Here is a 21,213-nt window from a genome sequence, read left to right on the forward strand (position 1 = left end):
GTTGTGTTGTCCGGTTTCGCTGACGTTGTGTCGATTACTCGGGTTTCCAGTCGGTGCTCGCGTGCAACTCCAGCGACGCACTCGCCGCCAGTTGCAATACGAAATCTTCATAGCTGATGCCGGCCGCGCGGGCGCCCATCGGCACCAACGAATGGCCGGTCATGCCCGGCGACGTGTTCATCTCCAGCAGGAACGGCGCGTTATCGGACTCGCGCAGCATGATGTCGGCGCGGCCCCAGCCACGGCAGCCCAGCCCGCGATATGCCTGCACCACCAGCGCCTGCACGCGCGCGGCCACATCAGCGGGAATCGGTGCCGGGCATTCGTAGCGCGTGTCGTCGGTGAAGTACTTGTTCTGGTAGTCGTAGTTGGCCTGCGGCGCGACGATGCGGATAAGCGGCAATGCCGTAGCGCTCTCCCCTTCGCCGATGATCGGGCAGGTCAGTTCGTCACCTTCGATGAACTGCTCGGCCATCACATCACGATCCAGGCGCGCGGCCTTTTCGTAGGCGGCGGGCAACTCGGCGGCGCTCGTGACCTTGGTCAGACCGATCGACGAACCTTCGCGCGCGGGCTTGACGATCAGCGGCAGGCCAAGGCGGTCGGCCACGGCCTGCCAGTCGGCGCCGGCGTGCAGCATCACGAAATCAGGCGTGGGCAGGCCGTGGGTCTGCCATTGGCGCTTGGTGGCTTCCTTGTCCATCGCCAGCGCAGATGCGAGTACGCCGCTGCCGGTGTACGGAATACCGAATTGCTCGAGCAGGCCCTGGATCGTGCCGTCTTCGCCAAAGCGGCCGTGCAGCGAAATCACCACGCGGTCGAACCCTTGCTTGGCCAGATCGGCCACGGCCTGCAGGCCCGGGTCGAAGGCGTGTGCATCGACACCGCGTGCGCGCAGCGCAGCCAGCACGCCGTTGCCGGACATCAGTGAGATTTCGCGCTCGGCCGAACGACCGCCCATGAGCACGCCCACTTTGCCGAGGGATTTCGGATCGATCGTCGGATTGGGAACAAACGGACCGGTCGTCATGCTGCGGCGCCTCCGTTCAGATCCACGACGTTTGCAGTGCGCGCCTGCGCCTGCAACGCAACCACTTGCCCGGGCACCTGCCCGATCGACCCAGCGCCCATGGTGATGACCACGTCGCCGTCCTGCGCCGCATCCAGGATCGCTTGCGGCATGTCTTCGATCTGCTCCACGAATACGGGCTCGATCTTGTTGGCCACGCGCAGCGCACGCGTCAGCGCGCGACCGTCAGCGGCGATGATGGGTGGCTCGCCGGCGGCGTACACCTCGGCCAGCAGCAGCGCGTCGACAGTGCCGAGCACTTTCACAAAGTCTTCGAAACAATCGCGCGTGCGCGTGAAGCGGTGCGGCTGGAACGACAGCACGAGGCGGCGATCGGGGAACGCACCGCGCGCAGCAGCCAGCGTTGCCGCCATTTCGACAGGGTGGTGGCCGTAGTCGTCGATGAGCGTGAAGTGGCCCTTACCGTCAGCGGTCGGCACTTCGCCATAACGCTGGAAGCGGCGGCCCACGCCGTTGAACTCGGCCAGCGCCTTGACGATGGCCTCGTCCGGCACTTCCAGTTCGGTGGCGATGGCGATGGCGGCCAGCGCGTTCTGCACGTTGTGCAGGCCCGGCAGGTTGAGCGTGATCGACAGCGGCGGCTCGGCATGGCCGTTGAGCTGGCGGATCACGGTGAATTCCATGCGGCCATCGACGGCGCGCGCATTGACGGCACGCACTTGCGCATCTTCGGCAAACCCGTAGCGCACCACAGGCTTGGAGACGAACGGCAGGATTTCGCGCACGTTCGGGTCGTCCACGCACAGCACGGCAATGCCGTAGAACGGCAGTCGCTGTGTGAACTCGATGAACGCCTGCTTCAGGCGCGCGAAGTCGTGCCCGTAGGTGTCCATGTGATCGGCATCGATATTGGTGATGACCTCGATCACGGGGAACAGGTTGAGGAACGACGCATCGGATTCGTCGGCCTCGGCGACGATGAAATCGCCCGTGCCGAGGCGCGCGTTGGCGCCCGCGGAGTTGAGACGGCCACCGATGACGAACGTCGGGTCTAGCCCGCCTTCGGCCAGCACGGAGGCGACGAGGCTGGTCGTCGTCGTCTTGCCGTGCGTGCCGGCAATCGCGATGCCCTGCTTCAGGCGCATCAGCTCGGCCAGCATCACCGCACGCGGCACGATGGGGATGCGCTTGGCGCGCGCTGCCAGCACTTCCGGGTTGTCGCCGCGCACGGCGGTGGAGACCACCACGGCATTGGCGCCGATCACATGTTCCGGCGCGTGGCCCTGCTTGATCGTCGCGCCCAGCGTTGCCAGACGCTGCGTGGTCGCGCTGCTGCCCAGATCCGAGCCCGTCACGCGGTAGCCCAGATTCAGCAGCACCTCCGCGATGCCGCTCATGCCGGCGCCGCCGATGCCTACAAAATGGATGTTCTTGACGATGTGCTTCATATCGATTCGTTCCCTATGCCCGTGCCACCGCTACACACACGTCGGCGACACGCTCGGCCGCTTCGGGCCGTGCCTGCTCACGTGCTTTAGCCGCCATATCGGCCAATTGCGCACGCGTCAGGGACGCGAGTGTATCTGCCAGCGATGCCGGACTCAGTTCCTGCTGCGGCACCAACAGCGCCGCTCCGCGTTCGGAAAGGAAGCGCGCATTGGTGGTCTGGTGATCGTCCACGGCATGCGGGAACGGCACGAACAGCGCCGCGACACCCGCCGCAGCCACTTCTGAGACGGTCATGGCGCCCGCGCGGCAGATCACGAGATCGGCGTGCGCATACGCAGCCGCCATGTCGTCGATGAACGGCACAGGCTGCGCGTGGGCATCGTCAATGCCTGCGGCGGCATAGTTGGCGCGCAGTGTATCGATCTGCTTGGCGCCCGCCTGATGGATGACGATGGGACGCGTATCAGCCGGCAGCAACGCCAGCGCCTTGGGCACCACGTCGTTGAGCGCTGCTGCGCCCAGGCTGCCACCCACGACGAGCACGCGCAGCGGGCCGGTTCGCTCGGCGTAGCGCGTTTGCGGCGAAGCCAGCGTGGCGAGGTCAGCGCGGATCGGATTGCCGACCCACTCGGCACCGGCCAGCGCATTCGGAAATGCGCACAGCACGCGATCGGCCACGCGCGCGAGCACGCGGTTGGCGAGCCCCGCAATCGAATTCTGTTCGTGCAGCACCAGCGGGCGACCCTGCAGCACGCTCATCATGCCGCCCGGGAAGGTGATATAGCCGCCCATGCCCAGCACCACGTTCGGGCGCACACGGCGCACCACACCGAGGCTCTGCCAGAAGGCACGCAGCAGGTTGAGCGGCAGCAGAAACTTGGTGACGAGGCCCTTGCCACGCAGACCACCGAACTGCACCGACTCGAGCGGAAAACCGTGCTTGGGCACCAGTTGGCCTTCCATGCCGTTCGCATTACCGAGCCACACCACCTTCCAGCCACGCGCGGCCAACAGCTTGGCCACCGACAGCGCGGGGAAGATGTGACCGCCCGTGCCGCCGGCCATGACAAGGAGCGTGCGCGGCGCCAGACCGGCCGAATTGCCTGCCGTCATACCTTGCCCCCACGCATCAGCACGCGGTTTTCATAGTCGATGCGCAGCAGCACCGCGATCGCCACGCAGTTCATCAGGATGCCGGAGCCGCCGTAGCTGACCAGCGGCAGCGTCAGGCCCTTGGTCGGCAGCAGGCCCAGGTTCACGCCCATGTTGATGAAGGCCTGCCAGCCGATCCAGATTCCCAGTCCCTTGGCAACGAGGCCGGCGAACGTACGGTCGAGCTGCAGCGCGGTGCGGCCGATCTCGAATGCGCGGCGCACCATCCAATAGAACAGCAGGATCACGATCAGCACGCCGACGAAGCCCAGCTCTTCGCCGATCACCGCCAGGATGAAGTCGGTATGCGCCTCGGGCAGGTAGTGCAGCTTTTCGATGCTGCCGCCAAGGCCAACGCCGGTCCACTCGCCACGGCCAAAAGCGATCAGCGAGTGCGTGAGCTGGTATGCCTTGCCCTGCGCGTATTCCTCTTGCCACGGGTTCAGGTAGGCGAAGATCCGCTCACGCCGCCAGGGCGACGCCACGATCAGCAGCGAGAAGGTTGAAACCGCGGTGAGCACGAGGCCGCCGAACAGCTTGCCGTTCACGCCGCCCAGGAACAGGATGCCCATGGCCACGGCCGCGATCACCAGGAACGCGCCCATATCCGGCTCCAACAGCAGGAGCGAGCCGACAAACGCCACGGCCACGCCCATGGGCAGGAACCCCTTGCGCACGCTCTGCATCCAGTCCTGCTTGCGCACGGTGTAGTTGGCGGCGTACAGCACCACCGCCAGCTTCATCAGCTCGGACGGCTGGAAATTCATGACGCCCAGCGGCAGCCAGCGGCGCGCGCCATTCACGCCCTTGCCGAGGTGCGGCACGAGCACAATCACCAGCAGGACCAGTGCAATGATGAAGAGCTTCGGAGCGTATTTGTCCCAGAACTTGACCGGAATCTGGAATGCGACGATCGCACCGATCAGCCCGATGACCAGCGAGAAGATGTGGCGGATCAGGAAATGCCCGTTGCTGTAGTTGGCGTACTTGGGCGAATCCGGCAACGCGATCGACGCCGAATACACCATCACCAGCCCGAGGCCGAGCAGCACGATCGCCACCCACATCAGCGGCTGGTCGTACTCCATCATCTTGGAGCGCGTGGGCTTGACGCCCGAAACGGCATCGCGCAGGCCATCCCACGCATTGCCGATGGTCGCGCCGATGAAGCCGCTGCGCTTGATCTGGGTGTCGCTCATAGGAGGACTCCTCGGTCTGCCGCCAATGCGACCACGGCCTCGTGGAACACCTGGGCGCGGTGTTCGTAGTTGCGGAACATGTCGAAGCTTGCGCACGCCGGCGACAACAGCACGGCGTCGCCCGGCTGCGCATGCGCGGCGGCTTCCAGCACGGCGGCTTCCAGCGTCGGCGCGTCGACCAGCGCGACACCGGTATTGGCCAGCGCCTCACGAATCAGCGGTGCATCGCGGCCGATGAGGATCACGGCGCGCGCGTACTGCGCGACCGGCTCGGCCAGGGGCGAGAAGTCCTGGCCCTTGCCATCGCCACCGGCGATCAGCACGACATGCTTGGACAGGCCCGAGAGTGCAGCCACCGTCGCGCCGACGTTGGTGCCCTTGCTGTCGTCGAAGAATTCGATGTCGTCAAACGCGGCGATCAGTTCGACGCGGTGCGGCTCGCCGGCGTAGTCGCGCAGGCCGTGCAGCAGCGCGCTCACTGGCAGGCCGATCGCGCGGCACAGTGCCAGCGCAGCCATCGCGTTGGTCGCGTTGTGCAAGCCACGGATGCGCAGTGCGTCGGCCGGCATCAGACGCTTGAGGCGCACCGGCACCGGCGCGGCCGGCGCGGCGTCGCCCTTCTTGCGGCGCGTAGGCTTGGGCAGATCGTCCTCTTCGACTTCGGCCAACACGATCCAGGGCATGCCGCCATCGCGCAGCAGGCCGAGCGCATCGGGCGTGCCCGGCTCGTCGATGCCGAAGGTGATATCGCCGCCGTTCTTGCTCGCGAATGCCATCACGGCCGCGTCCTGACGGTTCAGCACGCGCACGGTGTTGGCACCGAAGATGCGGCCCTTCGCTGCGGCGTAGGCCTCCATGGTGCCGTGCCAGTCGAGGTGGTCCTGCGTGATGTTCAGTACGGTGGCCGCATCGGCGTCCAGCGAATGCGTGGTTTCGAGCTGGAAGCTGGAAAGCTCGAGCACCCACACGTCAGGCAGCGTGCCTGCGTCGACGCATTCGCTCAGCTTGTCCAGCGCCGACGGGCTGATGTTGCCGGCCACGCCGACCGTCTTGCCGGCGCGCTGGACCAGGGCGCCCGTGAGCGCCGTGGTGGTGGTCTTCCCGTTCGTGCCCGTGATGGCGAGCACGCGCGGCGCATAGCCTTGCGCGGCCTTGAGGCCGGCCAGCGCGCGGGCAAACAATTCGATCTCGCCCCACACCGGCACGCTCTGCGCATTGGCGGCGTTCAGCAGCGCCGCGACGTTCGGATCCAGCGGCGACAAGCCAGGGCTGATCGCCACCAACGTCACACCGTCCAGCAGCGACACGGCAAAGGGACCGGTCACAAACTCCGCGTCCGGCACATGGGCGCGCAGCACCGGCAGGTTGGCCGGTGCCTCGCGCGTGTCGGCCACGCGCACGGGCGCGCCATGACGGGCACACCAGCGTGCCATGGCGAGGCCGGATTCGCCGAGGCCGAGCACAAGCACCACCGGCGCTTCGAACTCGCCGAACATGCGCGGCGCCTGTGCGGTTTCAGCGGCGGGCATCGGCTCGGCCGAATCGAGTGTCGCGACAACGGCGTCCACGGCGGCGTCGGGCTGCGTGGCGGCCATATCGTCGTCCGGGGTGATGGAGTCGTCGGTCATGTCGGTCATGTCCGTGCTCACCGCAGCTTCAGGGTCGACAGGCCGATCAGCACCAGCATCATGGTGATGACCCAGAAGCGCACGACCACTTGCGTTTCCTTCCAGCCGGACAGCTCGAAATGATGATGCAGCGGCGCCATGCGGAACAGGCGCCGGCCCTCGCCATAACGTTTCTTGGTGAACTTGAACCACGTCACCTGCAGCATCACCGAGACGGTCTCCGCCACGAAGATGCCGCCCATGATGAAGAGCACGATTTCCTGGCGCACGATCACGGCGATGGTGCCAAGCGCGCCGCCCAGCGCCAGCGCGCCGACGTCACCCATGAACACCTGTGCCGGATGCGCGTTGAACCACAGGAAGGCAAGCCCCGCACCCGCCATCGCCGAGCAGAAAATCAGCAGCTCGCCTGCGCCCGGAATGTGTGGGAACAGCAGGTATTTGCTGTAGACAGCGCTACCCATCACGTACGCGAACACGCCCAGCGCGCTGCCCACGAGCACGACCGGCATGATGACGAGGCCATCAAGGCCGTCGGTCAGGTTCACCGCATTGCTGGAGCCGACGATCACGAGGTACGTCAGGATGATGAAACCGAACACGCCGAGCGGGTAGCTGATCTCCTTGAAGAACGGCACGATCAGGTGCGACTTGGCCGGCAGGTTCAGCGACAGGCCGCTGCGCACCCACTCCATGAACAGCTCGAGCACGCGCATGTTGCTGGTCTCGGACACCGAGAACGCCAGATACGCCGCCGCAAACAGGCCGATCACGGTCTGCCAGAAGAACTTCTCGCGCGAAGACATCCCCTTTGGATCGCGGTGCACGACCTTGCGGTAGTCATCGACCCAGCCGATCGCGCCATAGCCGAGCGTGACCAGCAGCACGATCCAGATGAAGCGGTTGCCCCAGTCCGCCCACAGCAGCGTCGACACGGCAATGCCGATGAGCACCAGCACACCGCCCATGGTGGGCGTGCCGGCCTTGACCAGGTGCGTCTGCGGGCCATAGCTGCGCACAGCCTGGCCGACTTTCAGTTCCGTCAGGCGACGGATCACGAACGGCCCGAACCCGAGGCCGATCACCAGCGCCGTGAGCGATGCCATCACGGCGCGGAACGTCAGATAGTTGAAGACGCGCAGGAAGCCGTAGTCGTTCTGCAACCATTGCGCCAATGCCAATAACATGGGTTCTTGCTTCCCTTAATGCTGCTGTTGTGTGTTGGAACCGGCTGGCGAATCCGCTACCGGGTCTTTCAAGACCAGCGCTTCCACAATGCGTTCCATCCGCATGAAGCGCGATCCCTTCACCAATACCGTCGCGGCCGGCGCAATGGCGGGCACACCGTGTTCAATCAAGTCTTCCGCCGACGCAAAATGCTGTGCGCCCGGGCCGAAGGCATCGACCGTGTGGCGCGCAAGCTCGCCGGTTGCCAGCACTGCGTCGATGCCGCGCGCGCGCGCGTAGGCCCCGATCTCTTCGTGGAATGCCGGCCCCTTAGAGCCCACCTCGCCCATGTCACCCAGCACCAGCCAGCGCGGCGCGGGCAGCGTGACAAGCGCGTCAATCGCGGCGCGCATCGAATCCGGGTTCGCGTTGTACGTGTCGTCGATGACCAGGCCGCCATGCGTGCCCTGCTTGCGCTGCAACCGCCCCTTGACGGGTGCAAAGTTGCCCAGCGCTTGCGCAATCACCTCGGGAGCGACACCGGCTGCCAGCGCGCACGCCGTCGCCGCCAGCGCATTGCGTGCGTTATGCAGGCCCAGCAGCGGCAAGGTGATGACGAAACGCTGGCCCGGAGCCTGCACTTCAATGCGTTGCCCGTCGGCGGTGTCCACCACGGTGCCCGTCACGGCCCCGGCATCCATACCGAAATCGAGCACGCGCCGCGAGCCCGCCGCGGCTTTCCACACCGGCGCATATTCGCCACCGTTGGCCGCATCGCGCGGATACACCGCCACGCCATTGGCCGGCAACGCGGCCAGCACAGCGGCGTGTTCTTCAGCCACCGCTTCCACGCTGACCATGAATTCCTGGTGCTCGCGCTGCGCGTTGTTGATCATCGCCACGGTCGGCTGGGCAATGGCGGCCAATACAGCCGTTTCGCCCGGATGGTTCATGCCGAGTTCAAGCACGGCCAGCTTATGTTGCGCGTTCAGGCGGAACAGCGTGAGCGGCAGGCCGATGTCGTTGTTGAAATTGCCGGCGGTCGCCAGGCGGGCGTCTTCACCCACGGCCTGCGCGAAGATCGCGGAGATCATCTCCTTGACCGTGGTCTTGCCGTTGCTGCCCGTCACGGCGACGACGGGAATCGGGAACTGGCGGCGCCAGCCGGCGGCAAGCTGGCCGAGCCCGAAGCGCGTGTCGGCGACAGTCAGCACGGCCACATTGGTGACATCCAGGGTGGCAGCCGGTGCGCGCGACACCAGCACGGCAGCAGCGCCACGCGCCACCACCTCGGGCAGGAAATCGTGCGCATCGAAACGCTCGCCGATCAGCGCGACGAACAGGTCGCCCGGCTGGACGGCGCGGCTGTCGGTCGTCACGCGCAGGATCGCCGCATCGGGGCCGGCCAGATGGGCGCCGGTCATCCAGGCAGCGGCGTCGGTGGCGCGCATCATCACGGTCGCGGCGCTCATGCATTCACCCCGCGGGCGGCGAGTGCCAGGCGCACGTGTTCCTGATCGGAGAACGGCCGCTTGCGACCGGCAATCTCCTGCGTCGATTCATGCCCCTTGCCGGCCACGACGATCACGTCATGCGCATCGGCATGCCGCACGGCGTGGAGGATGGCAGCCGCGCGGTCCTCGATCTGGGTGGCGGCACGCGGATTGTCCATGCCGTCGGCGATCTCGTCGAGGATGTGCTGCGGATCTTCGCTGCGCGGGTTGTCAGAGGTCAGCACCACGTGCGGCGCCAGGCGCTCGGCGATGGAGCCCATCTGCGGACGCTTGCCGGGGTCGCGGTCGCCGCCGCAGCCGAACACGGCCCACAGCTTGCCGCCGCGCGCTTCGGTGATCGGCGCGAGGGCGCGCAGCGTCTGCTCCAACGCGTCGGGCGTGTGAGCGTAGTCGACCACAACCAACGGGCCGTCTTCGCCTCCAAACCGCTCCATGCGGCCACTCACGGGTTGGAGTTTTTCCAGGCGTGCGATGGCGTCCTGCCACGAAACACCGGCAGCGAGCAGTGCGCCAAGCACAGCCAGGAGATTCGATACGTTGAACAGGCCGACGGTGGACACATGGACGGTCGCCCGGCCAAAGCTGCCGTCTACGTCGAACGTCGTGCCGGTGCGATGTGCGCGCACGTTGGTGGCGCGCAGCCATTGCCTGGCGCCGTGCTGTGCAGCGGCGTCGCCGTCGATGCCGTATTCGATGGTCTCGACATCGGCGCGGGCGTTCTGCAGCAAGCGCACACCGGCCGCGTCGTCGCGGTTGATGACCGCTGCGCGCAAGCCCTGCCAGCCGAACAGTCGCGCCTTGGCGAGTTCGTACTCGGCCATCGTGCCGTGATAGTCGAGGTGATCCTGCGTCAGGTTGGTGAACACCGCGATGTCGAAGCGGGTGCCATCCACCCGGCCTTGCTCCAGGCCATGCGACGACACTTCCATGGCGATGGCGCGAGCGCCCGCGCGGTGCAGATCGGCGAGGCTGCGCTGAAGCTGGATGGCGTCCGGCGTGGTAAAGCCGGTGGTAGCCAGCGCGTCGACAAACCCGGTTCCGAGCGTACCCACCACTGCGCAACGCTCGCAGTGTTTGGTCAGCGCCTGCGCAATCCATTGCGAACACGATGTCTTGCCATTGGTGCCCGTCACACCAATCACACGCAGCGCTTCCGGACCCGGCACGCCATACCACTGCGCGGCCAGCGGTCCGGCCAGTTCAGCCAGGCCGTCAACCGGCAGGATGCGCACGGGCGCGTCGGCGGGCATTGCGTAACCATGGGCTTCGGCCAGCACGGCGGAAGCGCCAGCCTCGATGGCCTGCGGAATATGCGGACGGCCATCGCCACGCTGGCGCGCATTGCCGAGCACGTAGGCCACGAACACATCGCCGGTCTTGAGCTTGCGCGTGTCGCTGGTGAGGTCGGCACGCGCGGGTGCCTGAGCGCGCAACCAATCCACCACCGGCGTGAGGCGGGCATCGATCGTCGGACGATCGGAAGTGGGCTTGGCTGTCATTGCAGGCCTCCCACCGGTTCTTCCGGCACATCCGGGGTCATCACGAGCTGCCGTACCGGCGAATCCGGCGGCACGTTCAACGCGCGCAGGGTACCGCCCACGATTTGGGAGAACACCGGGCCGGCCGCGCCACCGCCATAGCGGTTACCCACCGTAGGCTCGTCCACGCTCACGGCCACGATGATGCGTGGGTTTGACATCGGCGCCAGGCCAATGAACGAGGCACGATACTTGGAGCGGTCATAGCCGCGTCCGGTGTGCTTCCAGGCCGTGCCGGTCTTGCCGCCGACGCGATAGCCCATTACCTGGGCCTGCGGTGCGGTACCGCCGGGGGCCGTCACCGTCTCCAGCATCTGACGGACCTGGCGCGCCACCTCCGGCGAGATTACGCGCTCGCCCTGCGGCGGCTGGCCATCGGTGCGGTACATGGTGATCGGAATCAGCTCGCCATCGTGCGCGAAGATGGTGTACGCGTGCGCAATCTGGAACAGCGACACCGACAGACCGTAGCCGTAAGACATGGTCGCCTGCTCGATGCGGCGCCATTTGTTTGCCGGCCGCAGCCGCCCCGCCACCGCGCCCGGGAAGCCGATCTTCGGCGCCTGCCCCAAGCCAACGCTGGTGAACATATCCCACATTTCCTGCGGCTTGAGCATCATCGCGATCTTGGTCGTACCGATGTTGCTGGAGTGCTGGATCACCTGGGCGACCGTCAGCGTTCCGTAGTTGCCGGTATCCGAAATGGTCGCGCCTTCGAAGCTGTATTTGCCGTTGGTCTGCACCAGCGTGTTGGGCGTCACGCGCTTGAGCTGCAGCGCCAGGCTGATCGTCACCGGCTTCATCATCGAGCCGGGCTCGAAGGTGTCGGTCAGCACGCGGTTGCGCAGTTGCTCGCCCGACAGGCGGCTGCGGTCGTTCGGGTTGTAGGTCGGATAGTTCGCGAGCGCCAGCACCTCGCCGGTCTGGGCATCCAGCACGATCGCGCTGGCGGCCTTGGCGTGGGTGCGCTCGATGGCGGCTTTCAGTTCGTTGAAGGTCAGGTACTGGATCTTGGCGTCGATCGACAGGGTCTGGTCATGCCCATTACGCGGGGCCTTGAGCACGCCCACGTCTTCCACCACGCGGCCCAGCCGGTCCTTGATCACCTGACGCTGGCCCGCGGCACCCGCCAGGTCGGACTCGCGCGCCAACTCCATGCCTTCCTGGCCCTTGTCCTCAACGTTGGTGAAACCGACGATGTGCGCCATCGCCTCGCCTTCCGGGTAGAAACGCTTGTACTCTCGCGTCTGATAGATGCCTTCGATCTTCAGCGCTGCAATCTGGTCGGCCACCTCCGGCAGCACTTGACGCTTGAGGTAGACGAAGCCCTTGTCTTCGCCGAGCTTGCCCGAAAGCTCCTTGTTGTTCATGCCCAGCAGCTTGGCGAGCTTCATCATGTCTTCGCCAGGCACGTTGTTGGGCACGTCTTCGGGCACGGCCCAGATGGCCTTCACCGGCAGGCTCGTGGCCAGCACCAGACCATTGCGATCGAGAATCTTGCCGCGCGTGGCCGGCAATTCCAGCGTGCGCTGGAAGCGCTTCTTGCCTTCAGCCTCATAGAAGCGGTTGCCCGGGCCTTGAATCCACAGCGCACGGCCGATCAGTGCCAGGAACGCCGCGAACATCAGGAACACGACCAGCTTGGAGCGCCACATGGGCAGGCGCAGGCCCAGCACCGGGCTGGCGGAAAACTGACCCAGGCGCGCGCGCGCCGTGGTGCCGTTGGATTTGCGTGCGCCGCTCATGGCTGGACTCCGGAAGCCGTGGGCGCGCTCGCCGCCGCCGAGGAAGCCCCGGAGGACATCCCCGCAGCCGGCAAATCGGCAAACCCCTGCAGATACTGCGTGCGACCCGCCTGCGCGGGCGACATCTTCAATTGCCTGCTCGCGATGTCGGCAATGCGAGCGCTCTTGCCCAGCGCGCTCTGCTCATATTGCAGGCGCGACCAGTCCGTGTTGAGTTGCTTCTCTTCCGCCTGCGCGCGATCCAGCGCGACAAACAGTTGCCGCGCCTGATGCTGCGCGTTGACCAGCGACAGCGCGCACAGCACCAGCGCAGTCAGCAGGAACATGTTCAGGCGGTTCATGGGGCGGCCTCGTCGGTCAGCAGCGTTCGGCCACGCGCATGATGGCCGAGCGCGCACGCGGATTGGCCGACACTTCCGCCTCCGACGGCTTCACGCGGCCGAGCAGGCGCAACTGCGGCGCCGGCAGCTCATGCGCACGCAGCGGCGCCCGACGCAGTTCCGGCGCGGCGGATTGCTCCGGGCGCGCCAGCGCCTGCATGAAGCGCTTGACGATGCGGTCTTCCAGCGAATGGAAGCTGATCACGACGAGACGTCCCCCCTGTTCCAGACGGTCAAAGGCGGCCTTCAGACCGGTTTCGAGGTCCGCAAGCTCTTGATTGACGTGAATCCGTAAAGCTTGAAAGGTGCGGGTCGCAGGGTCTTGGCCCTTCTCGCGTGTTTTGACGGCTTGCGCCACGAGCGCGGCAAGCTCGGATGTGCGATCGAGAGGACCTCGATCCCCGGATTGGCCCCGGCGAGCAACAATCGCCTTTGCAATCTGTACAGCAAACCGTTCTTCCCCATAGTCCCGTATCACCCTCGCAATGTCGCGCTCATCAGCTTCGGCCAGCCATTGGGCTGCGGTGATGCCGCGCGTGGTGTCCATCCGCATGTCGAGCGGGCCATCCATCCGGAACGAGAAGCCACGTGCGCCTTCGTCGATCTGCGGCGAACTGATGCCGAGATCAAGCAGCACGCCGGCCACCTGCTCCACGCCACGCGCGTCCAGGCATCGGGCCATCTGCGCGAAGCTGTCATGCTCAATAGCGAAGCGGGCATCCTCTACGGTGCCCGCTTCGGTGATTGCTGCCGGGTCCTTGTCGAAGGCGACAAGTCTGCCGCCAGGCCCCAGCCGTTCCAGGATGCGCCGGCTGTGCCCGCCTCTCCCGAAGGTTCCATCGATATAGATACCGTCGTCGCGCCAGATGAGCGCATCGACCGCTTCGTCTAAGAGCACCGTCTGATGGCGCAGTCCCGTACTGGTTTGGGTTGTCATCGCGCGTCATCAAAAGGAGAAATTCTTGAGGGCGTCGGGCATGCCTTGCGCCATGGCGGCCTGCTCCTTCGCGGTGTACGTGGCGGCGTCCCAGACTTCGAAGTGGCTGCCCATGCCGAGCAGCATCACGTCACGTTCAAGGGAGGCGGCCGCGCGCAGTTCCGGGGTGATGAGGACGCGGCCAGCGGTATCGAGTTCGACATCGGCGGCGCTGCCCAGGAAGATCCGTTTCCACCAGTGGGCTTCCATCGGCAGCGCGGCGATGCGCTCGCGAAAGCGTTCCCACTCGGGGCGCGGAAACAGCATGAGGCAGCCATCCGGGTGCTTGGTCACAGTCACCCGGCCTTCGGCCTGCAGCTGGAGCGCTTCGCGGTGCCGCGACGGAATGGACATCCGCCCTTTGGCATCCAGCGTCAGCGCCGACGCACCCTGGAACACGTTGGTTTCTCTCTCCGTGTGGCGACTCGAACGCCACTCACCTTGCCGTCAACTGGCCCGCAAACGGCCGCTTTAAACCACAAAACTACACTTTCTGACACTGTTTCCCACTTTAGAGGAACGACTTTAGGCGGTCAAGGCTTGCGGAGGCCTGCGAGACGGAAAATTTGCAATCAGAACAATGACTTAGCGCACCCCGCCAGAGGAGCCGAATCACTTTTCCCAATCAAATGAAGGAGATAGCGTGGTTTATGCAGAAACCACGTGAGAGAACGGCGCGCGACAGCGCCCCCGGTGCGAGGGCGAAGTCCATACGCGGTAAAGCTCGGGCAAACGGAGGAGCGTGCGGTATGCCGCCGGCCTGCGAGCGACGCTGCACGCGTCAGATGCGGTACGCGGCAGTCGTCATGACGCGTGACGCGGCACGCATGGCTTGGCGGATCGGCGCTGGCAGATCAATGCCGCCGGCCTGGCGCGCGTTGTCGCCGTGACGGATCTCGTCGTCGCGCATCTGGGCGACGATGGCGCGCGAGCGGGTGTCCTGTTCGGGCAAGGTATCGAGATGGCCATCGAGGTGATGCTCGACCTGGCGCTCGGTCTCAGCGACGAAGCCGAGACTGATCTTGTCGCCGAGGCGTCCGGCCACCGCGCCGATCGCGAAAGCGCCGGCATACCACAGCGGGTTCAGCAGGCTCGGGCGATCGTTCAATTCCTGCAGGCGCTGGGCGCACCAAGCGAGGTGGTCCTCTTCTTCGCGCGCGGCTTCGTCGAGCTGGGTCCGGATGGCCGGGTCCCGGGCAAACAGCGCTTGCCCCTGGTACAAGGCCTGGGCGCAGACCTCGCCGACATGGTTCACGCGCATCAGGCCGGCGGCATGGCGGCGGTCGGCCTCAGAAAGCTTGGTCGCGTTGTCGGCCGTATTTGTGGAGGCGGCGGACGCGATAACGGCATCAGCGGGGTTCGGTCGGCTGGCGCGGGTGACGCCTGCCACAGCGCGCAAGGCGCGGTCGAATTCGGGGATGAAGCGGTCGAGCATGAGTACGGGCGCCGCCGGCAATGGCGTGCGGCGCAATTGCCATTGTAAGGCCGACACCGGGCGGGATCTTGCGTCCGATCAGAACCCGGCCGTCCAAACACTACTGTACGGGATAACCCTGTTGGTGCGCGGATCGCATCCAAAACCGCAAGGAATCGAGGGAGCACATCGCCGATCTATTTCAAATTTGGAAACAGCCTGTTGCCGGGATCAGACAGCAAACGCTCGTTTACGAACATTCGTTCGCAAATTTCGACCGAGCCCAGCACCACGTTGTTACATTAGTCAGCGACTTCGTTTGAAAGTCATGGGGCGGGAAGACAAGAACGGAGGGTCTGCCTGCCACTGAACGCAATAAATAAAGATCTGGAGACCGACCGATGAAGAAATCGCTGCTGGCATTGGCAGTACTGGGCACGTTTGCGGGTGTTGCGCAGGCTCAGTCGAGTGTGACCCTGTATGGCGTGGTCGACGCCAACATTGAGTACGTCAACCACGCGCAAGCCGTAACGGCTGCGGGGGTGGTCATCCCGGGCAGCAGCGGCTCGCGCCTGGCGATGCAGGCCGGCGGCCTGTCTTCCAACCGCTGGGGCTTGCGCGGCGTCGAAGACATCGGTGGCGGTCTCAAGAGCCTGTTCGTGCTGGAATCGGGCTTCGCCATGGACACCGGCACGCTGCAGCAGGGCGGACGCCTGTTCGGCCGGCAGGCGTTTGTCGGTTTGCAGGGCAACTGGGGCAAGATCACGCTGGGTCGGCAATACACCACGATCTTCGACATGATGGCGAACTTCTCGCCGACCGGTTACGCCACGCAGTATGAGCCGGTGGTCGGCCAACTCGGTCCGAACTTCCGCGAAGACAACATGATCAAGTACACCGGCGCATTCGGCCCGGTGACAGTGGAAGGCCACTGGGCGTTCGGCGAACGCGCAGGCAGCCAGACCGCCAACTCGGCGTACGGCGTGGGCGCAAACTACTTTGGCGGCCCGTTCGGCCTGGGTATCGCCTATGACGAAGTGAAGGTGCTGACGGCAGCCGAAGCCCTGGGCGGCCCCGGCAACGAGTACGCCAAGGACAAGCGCGCCGCCATTGCCGCCAGCTATACGATGGGCCCGGTCAAACTCATGGGTGGCTATCGCTACGGCAAGACCGACACGGCCTCATCTGGTGCCACGCTGGCTCTGCTGCCGCACCGCGACGACTACTACTGGGCTGGCGTGAACTACCAAGTGACGCCTGCGCTGGGCCTGACGCTGGCGTACTACTACGACAAGATCAAGGAAGCGACCATCGGCGGGGCAACGGTCAACCCGCGTAATCCGCAGCAGTGGCAGTTCATCGCCGACTACAACTTCTCCAAGCGCACCGACGTGTATCTGAGCGCAGCGTATGCACGCAATGCGTCGCTGAACTGGGATTCGATCGGCTATGTAACGAACCCGGCAACGGGCGCGCAAACGTCGGTGGGCTATCTGCCGGCGGCATCGCAGACGTACTTCATCACACCGAACTCGGATAACCAGGTTGGCGTGGCGATCGGTCTGCGTCATAAGTTCTGACACGCACTTTGTTGTTGCCCGCCGCCCCTCTCCTTGGCGGGCGCAGGAAGGCACCTTCGGGTGCCTTTTTGCATGGCCGCGCGCTATGCTTTTGCGATCGAGCTCGCCGCCGGACGGCAAGACCCCAGCACAACATCGCGCGGCGCGGTTCATAACGACAACAACACGAACCTCACCGGAGACCAGCATGTCCTCTTCGACTTCCCCAACCCTGGCGCCCTCCACTTTGGATGCGGCCGCCGACACCAGCCGCTCGCGCATCGTCTTCGCCAGCTTCATCGGCACGGCCATCGAGTTTTACGATTTCTATGTCTATGCGACAGCCGCGGCGCTGGTCATCGGCCCAGTGTTCTTTCCGCATGGGTCCGCCACGGCACAAGCGCTGTCGGCGTTCGTGACGTTTGGCATCGCGTTCATCGCTCGGCCGATCGGCTCGTTTCTGTTCGGCCACTTTGGTGATCGCATCGGGCGCAAGTCGACGCTGGTGGCGTCTCTGCTGGTGATGGGCATTTCGACCACGCTGATCGGACTCGTGCCGGGGTACGACAGCATCGGCACGCTCGCACCGATCCTGCTGTGCATCCTGCGCTTCGGCCAGGGCATCGGGCTGGGTGGTGAATGGGGCGGCGCGGCGCTGCTGGCCACCGAGAACGCACCAGCCGGCAAACGCGCCTGGTTCGGCATGTTTCCGCAGCTCGGCCCGTCGGTCGGTTTCCTGGCTTCGAACGGTCTCTTCTTCGGGCTGGCGATCGCACTGTCCGATGAGCAGTTCCGCAGCTGGGGCTGGCGCGTGCCGTTCCTGGTCAGCGCAGTGCTGGTGGCGCTGGGCTTGTATGTGCGATTGAAGATCGCTGAGACCCCCGCCTTCCAGGCAGCCATCGACCGGCAGGAGCGCGTGAAGGTGCCGGTCGCCACGCTGCTGGCGCACCACTGGTGGCCGACGCTGCTTGGCGCGCTGGCCATGGTCGTCTGCTACACGCTGTTTTATATCTCGACGGTATTTTCGCTGTCGTACGGCGTGGGCACGTTGCATTTCTCGCGCCCGAGCTTCCTGGGTCTGCTGTGCCTCGCCGTGGTGTTCATGGGGCTGGCGACGCCCCTGTCGGCATGGGCGTCCGACCGCTTTGGGCGCAAGCCGGTGCTGATCGTCGGCATTATCGCCGCCATTTTGTCGGGCTTCACGATGGCGCCGCTGCTGGGGAGTGGGCAGACACCGCTGGTGGCCCTGTTCCTCATCATCGAACTGTTCCTGATGGGCGTGACCTTCGCGCCGATGGGCGCGCTGCTGCCCGAGCTGTTCCCGACCAACGTGCGCTATACCGGTGCCGGCGTGTCGTACAATCTGGGCGGCATTCTGGGCGCGTCGATTGCGCCCTACATCGCGCAGAAGCTGGCCGAGCAAGGTGGCCTGAGCTGGGTCGGCATGTATGTATCGGCGGCCGCGGTGGTCAGCCTGATCGGCGTGCTTTGCATGCGCGAGACACGCCATACCCGGCTGATGTAAGGGCCACGCATATCAGCACGCTTAGTCCCAAGAGTGGCGGCCCGAGCGACCACGCTTGACGTCGCCACGCGCGCGCTTGCCTTCCAGGCGGCGCGTCTTGGAAGCGCGCGTGGGCTTGGTGGCGATGCGCGACCTGGGCACCGCAAGCCCCGTCGCGATGAACGCCGCCAGACGTTCGCGGGCATCCTGGCGGTTGCGGTCCTGCGTGCGAAACCGTTGAGCATCAATCACAAACACGCCCTCATCGGTCAAGCGGCGGTCGCGTTTTTCCAACAGACGCGCTCGCAATGCGTCCGGCAACGAGGGCGATTGGGCGATGTCAAAGCGCAACTCCACCGCCGTCGATACCTTGTTGATGTTCTGCCCACCCGCGCCGCTTGCGCGCACAAAGCGCTCGACCAGTTCCGACTCCGGAATGGACAATTGGGGGGTGATTTTGAGGTCGGTGCCGGGCATTGAGGCATTGTAGGGAGAACAGGGTCTTTCTGGAGATCAGCGTATGTATCGCGGAGAACGTTTCAACGGCTTCAGCCACTTGGCCGGGGCCATCCTTGCCGCTACCGGCATGGCTGTGCTCGTGACATCCTCGGCGCTGCACCACGATGCCTGGAAGGTGGTCAGTTCGGTCGTCTACGGCACCACGCTGGTCCTGCTCTACACAATTTCCACGCTGTATCACAGCCTGCGCGGCCCCGCCAAAAGCCTCTTCCAACGGCTGGACTATTGCGCCATCTACCTGCTGATCGCCGGCAGCTACACGCCGTTTGCGCTGGTCACGCTGCGCGGCCCCTGGGGCTGGGCGCTGTTCGGCATCAACTGGGCACTGGCCGCCATTGGCATTGCGCAGGAACTCTGGATCGGCCGCCGCACGCGCCTGTTCTCACTGCTGATCTACGTGGTGATGGGCTGGCTGGTGCTGATTGCCATGGGGCCGCTGGCCACCGCGCTGCCTGCACCCGGCCTGTGGTGGCTGGTAGCCGGTGGCGCGCTTTATACGACGGGCATCGGCTTTTTTCTCTTTGACGAGAAGGTGCGGCACTTCCACGGCATCTGGCACCTGTTCGTGCTGGCGGGCAGTGCGTGTCAGTTCGTCAGCATCCTGCTGTACGTCGGCTGACACACCATGAAAAAAACCGCGATTCCTCGCGGTTTTCTTCTTGCAGCTATGCAGACTCAGGCACGCTTCTTCATCGCCTCATCGCGCAGTTCGCGGCGCAGGATCTTGCCGACGTTGGTCTTCGGCAGCTCGTTGCGGAACTCGATGAACTTGGGGCGTTTGTAACCGGTGAGCTGGTCCTTGCAGAACTCCTGCAGCTTCTGTTCCGTGAGTGTCGGGTCGCGGCGCACCACGAACAGCTTCACCACCTCGCCCGAGTGGACGTCGGGCACGCCCACGGCAGCCACTTCCAGCACGCCCGGGCACATCGCCACGACGCCTTCGATCTCGTTCGGGTACACGTTGAAGCCCGACACCAGGATCATGTCCTTCTTACGATCGACAATCTTGGTGTAACCGCGCTCGTCCATTACGCCCACGTCGCCGGTCTTGAAGAAGCCGTCGGCATACATGACCTTGGCGGTCTCGTCCGGGCGCTTCCAGTAACCAGCCATGACCTGCGGGCCGCGGATGCAGATTTCGCCCGGCTGGCCGATCGGCTGATCGCGGCCTTCGTCGTCGCGAATGGCGATTTCAGTGCCCGGAATCGGCAGGCCGACGGTGCCCGAAAACTTGTCGGTATCGGTCGGGTTGCAGATGGCCGACGGCGAGGTTTCAGACAGGCCATAGCCCTCGATGATCGGGCACCCCGTCACCTCGAGCCACTTCTTGGCCACGGCTTCCTGCACCGCCATGCCGCCACCGTTGGCCACGCGCAGGTTGGAGCAGTCGACATCCTTGAATTCCGGGTTGTTCAGCAGCGCGTTGTACAGCGTGTTCACGGCCGGGAACATGTGGAAGCGGTACTGCTTGAGCACCTTGATGAAGCCCGGAATGTCACGCGGGTTCGGGATCAGCACGGCCAGCCCGCCCTTGCGCATCGACAGCAGGCAGCACACCGTCAGCGCGAAGATGTGATACAGCGGCAGCGCGGTGATGGTGACGATCTCTTCGTCGGCAGCCAGCATGCGGCCGTCGCGGCCGGGCTTGGTGAGCGCCGGGTTCATCCACGCTTCCGATTGGAGCACGTTGGCGACGATATTTCGATGCAGCAGCGCCGCGCCCTTCGACACGCCCGTCGTGCCGCCCGTGTATTGCAGGAAGGCCACGTCGTCGGGGCCGACCGAGGTGGGCTTGAGCGTCTGCTTGGCGCCCTCTTGCAGCGCCGTATTGAAGCGGATGCAACTGGGAAGCTCCCACGCCGGCACCATCTTCTTGACGCTGCGCACGACAAAATTCACCAGCATGCCCTTAAGGCCGCCGAGCATGTCGCCCATGCTGGCCACCACGATGTGCTTGACCGGCGTATTGGGCAGCACCTGCTGCAGCGTCGTCGCGAAGTTCTCCAGGATGATGATGGCTTCGGCGCCGCTGTCCTTGAGTTGATGCTCAAGCTCGCGCGGGGTGTAGAGCGGATTGACGTTGACGACTACATAGCCTGCACGCAGCACGGCGGCCAGCGCCACCGGGTACTGCAGCACGTTCGGCATCATCAGCGCAACGCGGGCGCCGGGCGCCAGACCGCGCGATTGCAGCCACGCCGCCAGTTGGCGCGACAGCGTATCGAGCTCGCCATAGGTCAGTACCTTGCCCATGCATTCAAACGCACGGCGGTTGCGGTTCTTTTGGAAAGAATCCTCAAGCAGGTGGGCCAGCGATCGATACTGCGATGCATCGATCTCGGCCGGCACCCCGGCGGGGTACTGCTTCAGCCACGGTTTATCCATGGGTGTGTCTCCTGGCGATTGTCGATTTTTTCGAATGGTCGTTCGTTTTTTTTC

General features: G+C 65.0%; 18 protein-coding genes. 3 read left to right on the plus strand and 15 right to left on the minus strand.

The features are described from left to right. Positions 1-34: 34 nt before the first annotated feature. From ACUXH0_RS18440 to coq7, 13 genes are all read right to left on the minus strand, one after another. Positions 35-1,030 carry a D-alanine--D-alanine ligase gene (locus ACUXH0_RS18440; RefSeq protein WP_182594462.1) on the minus strand — a complete coding sequence of 332 codons (996 nt, stop codon included), beginning with the start codon at positions 1,028-1,030 and terminating at the stop codon, positions 35-37. After that, on the minus strand, positions 1,027-2,478 hold the full coding sequence (gene murC / locus ACUXH0_RS18445; RefSeq protein WP_182594463.1) for a UDP-N-acetylmuramate--L-alanine ligase: 1,452 nt from the start codon (positions 2,476-2,478) through the stop codon (positions 1,027-1,029). The genes ACUXH0_RS18440 and murC overlap by 4 nt, the downstream gene beginning before the upstream one ends. A gap of 13 nt (positions 2,479-2,491) precedes the next feature. Continuing rightward, positions 2,492-3,592, minus strand: coding sequence for an undecaprenyldiphospho-muramoylpentapeptide beta-N-acetylglucosaminyltransferase (gene murG, locus ACUXH0_RS18450; RefSeq protein WP_182594464.1), 1,101 nt, complete (start codon positions 3,590-3,592; stop codon positions 2,492-2,494). After that, positions 3,589-4,830 carry a putative lipid II flippase FtsW gene (gene ftsW / locus ACUXH0_RS18455; protein WP_004633071.1) on the minus strand — a complete coding sequence of 414 codons (1,242 nt, stop codon included), beginning with the start codon at positions 4,828-4,830 and terminating at the stop codon, positions 3,589-3,591. Before ftsW ends, murG begins: the two co-directional genes overlap by 4 nt. Further along, positions 4,827-6,326: a UDP-N-acetylmuramoyl-L-alanine--D-glutamate ligase gene (gene murD, locus ACUXH0_RS18460; protein ID WP_182594468.1), complete on the minus strand. Its 1,500-nt coding sequence runs from the start codon at positions 6,324-6,326 to the stop codon at positions 4,827-4,829. The genes ftsW and murD overlap by 4 nt, the downstream gene beginning before the upstream one ends. A 149-nt stretch (positions 6,327-6,475) precedes the next feature. Then, positions 6,476-7,645 (minus strand): phospho-N-acetylmuramoyl-pentapeptide-transferase, encoded by a 1,170-nt coding sequence (gene mraY / locus ACUXH0_RS18465; protein WP_012436473.1) that lies wholly within the window; start codon positions 7,643-7,645, stop codon positions 6,476-6,478. Between the two features lie 15 nt (positions 7,646-7,660). Then, entirely contained in the window at positions 7,661-9,097 is a 1,437-nt protein-coding gene (locus ACUXH0_RS18470; RefSeq protein WP_012436474.1) for a UDP-N-acetylmuramoyl-tripeptide--D-alanyl-D-alanine ligase, read from the minus strand. Next, entirely contained in the window at positions 9,094-10,638 is a 1,545-nt protein-coding gene (locus ACUXH0_RS18475) for a UDP-N-acetylmuramoyl-L-alanyl-D-glutamate--2,6-diaminopimelate ligase (RefSeq protein ID WP_182594465.1), read from the minus strand. Before ACUXH0_RS18475 ends, ACUXH0_RS18470 begins: the two co-directional genes overlap by 4 nt. Continuing rightward, positions 10,635-12,422, minus strand: a complete 1,788-nt coding sequence (locus ACUXH0_RS18480) for a peptidoglycan D,D-transpeptidase FtsI family protein (RefSeq protein ID WP_004633081.1) — start codon at positions 12,420-12,422, stop codon at positions 10,635-10,637. Before ACUXH0_RS18480 ends, ACUXH0_RS18475 begins: the two co-directional genes overlap by 4 nt. After that, complete coding sequence (ftsL, locus tag ACUXH0_RS18485) at positions 12,419-12,763, minus strand: cell division protein FtsL (RefSeq protein ID WP_004633083.1); 345 nt, start codon at positions 12,761-12,763, stop codon at positions 12,419-12,421. The genes ACUXH0_RS18480 and ftsL overlap by 4 nt, the downstream gene beginning before the upstream one ends. A gap of 16 nt (positions 12,764-12,779) precedes the next feature. After that, on the minus strand, positions 12,780-13,739 hold the full coding sequence (gene rsmH, locus ACUXH0_RS18490; RefSeq protein ID WP_004633086.1) for a 16S rRNA (cytosine(1402)-N(4))-methyltransferase RsmH: 960 nt from the start codon (positions 13,737-13,739) through the stop codon (positions 12,780-12,782). A 9-nt stretch (positions 13,740-13,748) separates the two neighbouring features. Further along, a complete protein-coding gene (gene mraZ / locus ACUXH0_RS18495; protein ID WP_004633088.1) occupies positions 13,749-14,177 on the minus strand; it encodes a division/cell wall cluster transcriptional repressor MraZ in 429 nt (142 codons plus the stop codon). A gap of 382 nt (positions 14,178-14,559) precedes the next feature. Then, positions 14,560-15,213, minus strand: coding sequence for a 2-polyprenyl-3-methyl-6-methoxy-1,4-benzoquinone monooxygenase (coq7, locus tag ACUXH0_RS18500; RefSeq protein ID WP_004633089.1), 654 nt, complete (start codon positions 15,211-15,213; stop codon positions 14,560-14,562). A 380-nt stretch (positions 15,214-15,593) separates the two neighbouring features. Between coq7 and ACUXH0_RS18505 the strand changes: the two genes are divergently transcribed. Both ACUXH0_RS18505 and ACUXH0_RS18510 read left to right on the plus strand, forming a co-directional pair. Continuing rightward, on the plus strand, positions 15,594-16,772 hold the full coding sequence (locus ACUXH0_RS18505; protein ID WP_004633091.1) for a porin: 1,179 nt from the start codon (positions 15,594-15,596) through the stop codon (positions 16,770-16,772). Positions 16,773-16,959: 187 nt separating this feature from the next. After that, entirely contained in the window at positions 16,960-18,276 is a 1,317-nt protein-coding gene (locus tag ACUXH0_RS18510) for an MFS transporter (RefSeq protein WP_012436476.1), read from the plus strand. A 21-nt stretch (positions 18,277-18,297) separates the two neighbouring features. Here ACUXH0_RS18510 and arfB read toward each other — a convergent pair whose 3' ends face one another. After that, a complete protein-coding gene (arfB, locus tag ACUXH0_RS18515; protein ID WP_004633094.1) occupies positions 18,298-18,732 on the minus strand; it encodes an alternative ribosome rescue aminoacyl-tRNA hydrolase ArfB in 435 nt (144 codons plus the stop codon). Between the two features lie 43 nt (positions 18,733-18,775). Between arfB and trhA the strand changes: the two genes are divergently transcribed. Continuing rightward, positions 18,776-19,393: a PAQR family membrane homeostasis protein TrhA gene (gene trhA, locus ACUXH0_RS18520; protein ID WP_012436477.1), complete on the plus strand. Its 618-nt coding sequence runs from the start codon at positions 18,776-18,778 to the stop codon at positions 19,391-19,393. 56 nt (positions 19,394-19,449) lie between these two features. On the opposite strand, the gene ACUXH0_RS18525 is transcribed toward trhA, so the two are convergent. After that, on the minus strand, positions 19,450-21,159 hold the full coding sequence (locus ACUXH0_RS18525; RefSeq protein WP_182594466.1) for a long-chain fatty acid--CoA ligase: 1,710 nt from the start codon (positions 21,157-21,159) through the stop codon (positions 19,450-19,452). Positions 21,160-21,213 lie beyond the last annotated feature (54 nt).

It is taken from the genome of Ralstonia sp. 110700041-2 (assembly GCF_056280165.1).

Excerpts from the sequence above, each read along its gene's own strand:
- ACUXH0_RS18440 (WP_182594462.1), bottom strand. The coding sequence starts at position 1,030 with ATGACGACCGGTCCGTTTGTTCCCAATCCGACGATCGATCCGAAATCC.
- murC (WP_182594463.1), bottom strand. The coding sequence starts at position 2,478 with ATGAAGCACATCGTCAAGAACATCCATTTTGTAGGCATCGGCGGCGCC.
- murG (WP_182594464.1), bottom strand. The coding sequence starts at position 3,592 with ATGACGGCAGGCAATTCGGCCGGTCTGGCGCCGCGCACGCTCCTTGTC.
- ftsW (WP_004633071.1), bottom strand. The coding sequence starts at position 4,830 with ATGAGCGACACCCAGATCAAGCGCAGCGGCTTCATCGGCGCGACCATC.
- murD (WP_182594468.1), bottom strand. The coding sequence starts at position 6,326 with ATGTTCGGCGAGTTCGAAGCGCCGGTGGTGCTTGTGCTCGGCCTCGGC.
- mraY (WP_012436473.1), bottom strand. The coding sequence starts at position 7,645 with ATGTTATTGGCATTGGCGCAATGGTTGCAGAACGACTACGGCTTCCTG.
- ACUXH0_RS18470 (WP_012436474.1), bottom strand. The coding sequence starts at position 9,097 with ATGAGCGCCGCGACCGTGATGATGCGCGCCACCGACGCCGCTGCCTGG.
- ACUXH0_RS18475 (WP_182594465.1), bottom strand. The coding sequence starts at position 10,638 with ATGACAGCCAAGCCCACTTCCGATCGTCCGACGATCGATGCCCGCCTC.
- ACUXH0_RS18480 (WP_004633081.1), bottom strand. The coding sequence starts at position 12,422 with ATGAGCGGCGCACGCAAATCCAACGGCACCACGGCGCGCGCGCGCCTG.
- ftsL (WP_004633083.1), bottom strand. The coding sequence starts at position 12,763 with ATGAACCGCCTGAACATGTTCCTGCTGACTGCGCTGGTGCTGTGCGCG.
- rsmH (WP_004633086.1), bottom strand. The coding sequence starts at position 13,739 with ATGACAACCCAAACCAGTACGGGACTGCGCCATCAGACGGTGCTCTTA.
- coq7 (WP_004633089.1), bottom strand. The coding sequence starts at position 15,213 with ATGCTCGACCGCTTCATCCCCGAATTCGACCGCGCCTTGCGCGCTGTG.
- ACUXH0_RS18505 (WP_004633091.1), top strand. The coding sequence starts at position 15,594 with ATGAAGAAATCGCTGCTGGCATTGGCAGTACTGGGCACGTTTGCGGGT.
- ACUXH0_RS18510 (WP_012436476.1), top strand. The coding sequence starts at position 16,960 with ATGTCCTCTTCGACTTCCCCAACCCTGGCGCCCTCCACTTTGGATGCG.
- arfB (WP_004633094.1), bottom strand. The coding sequence starts at position 18,732 with ATGCCCGGCACCGACCTCAAAATCACCCCCCAATTGTCCATTCCGGAG.
- trhA (WP_012436477.1), top strand. The coding sequence starts at position 18,776 with ATGTATCGCGGAGAACGTTTCAACGGCTTCAGCCACTTGGCCGGGGCC.
- ACUXH0_RS18525 (WP_182594466.1), bottom strand. The coding sequence starts at position 21,159 with ATGGATAAACCGTGGCTGAAGCAGTACCCCGCCGGGGTGCCGGCCGAG.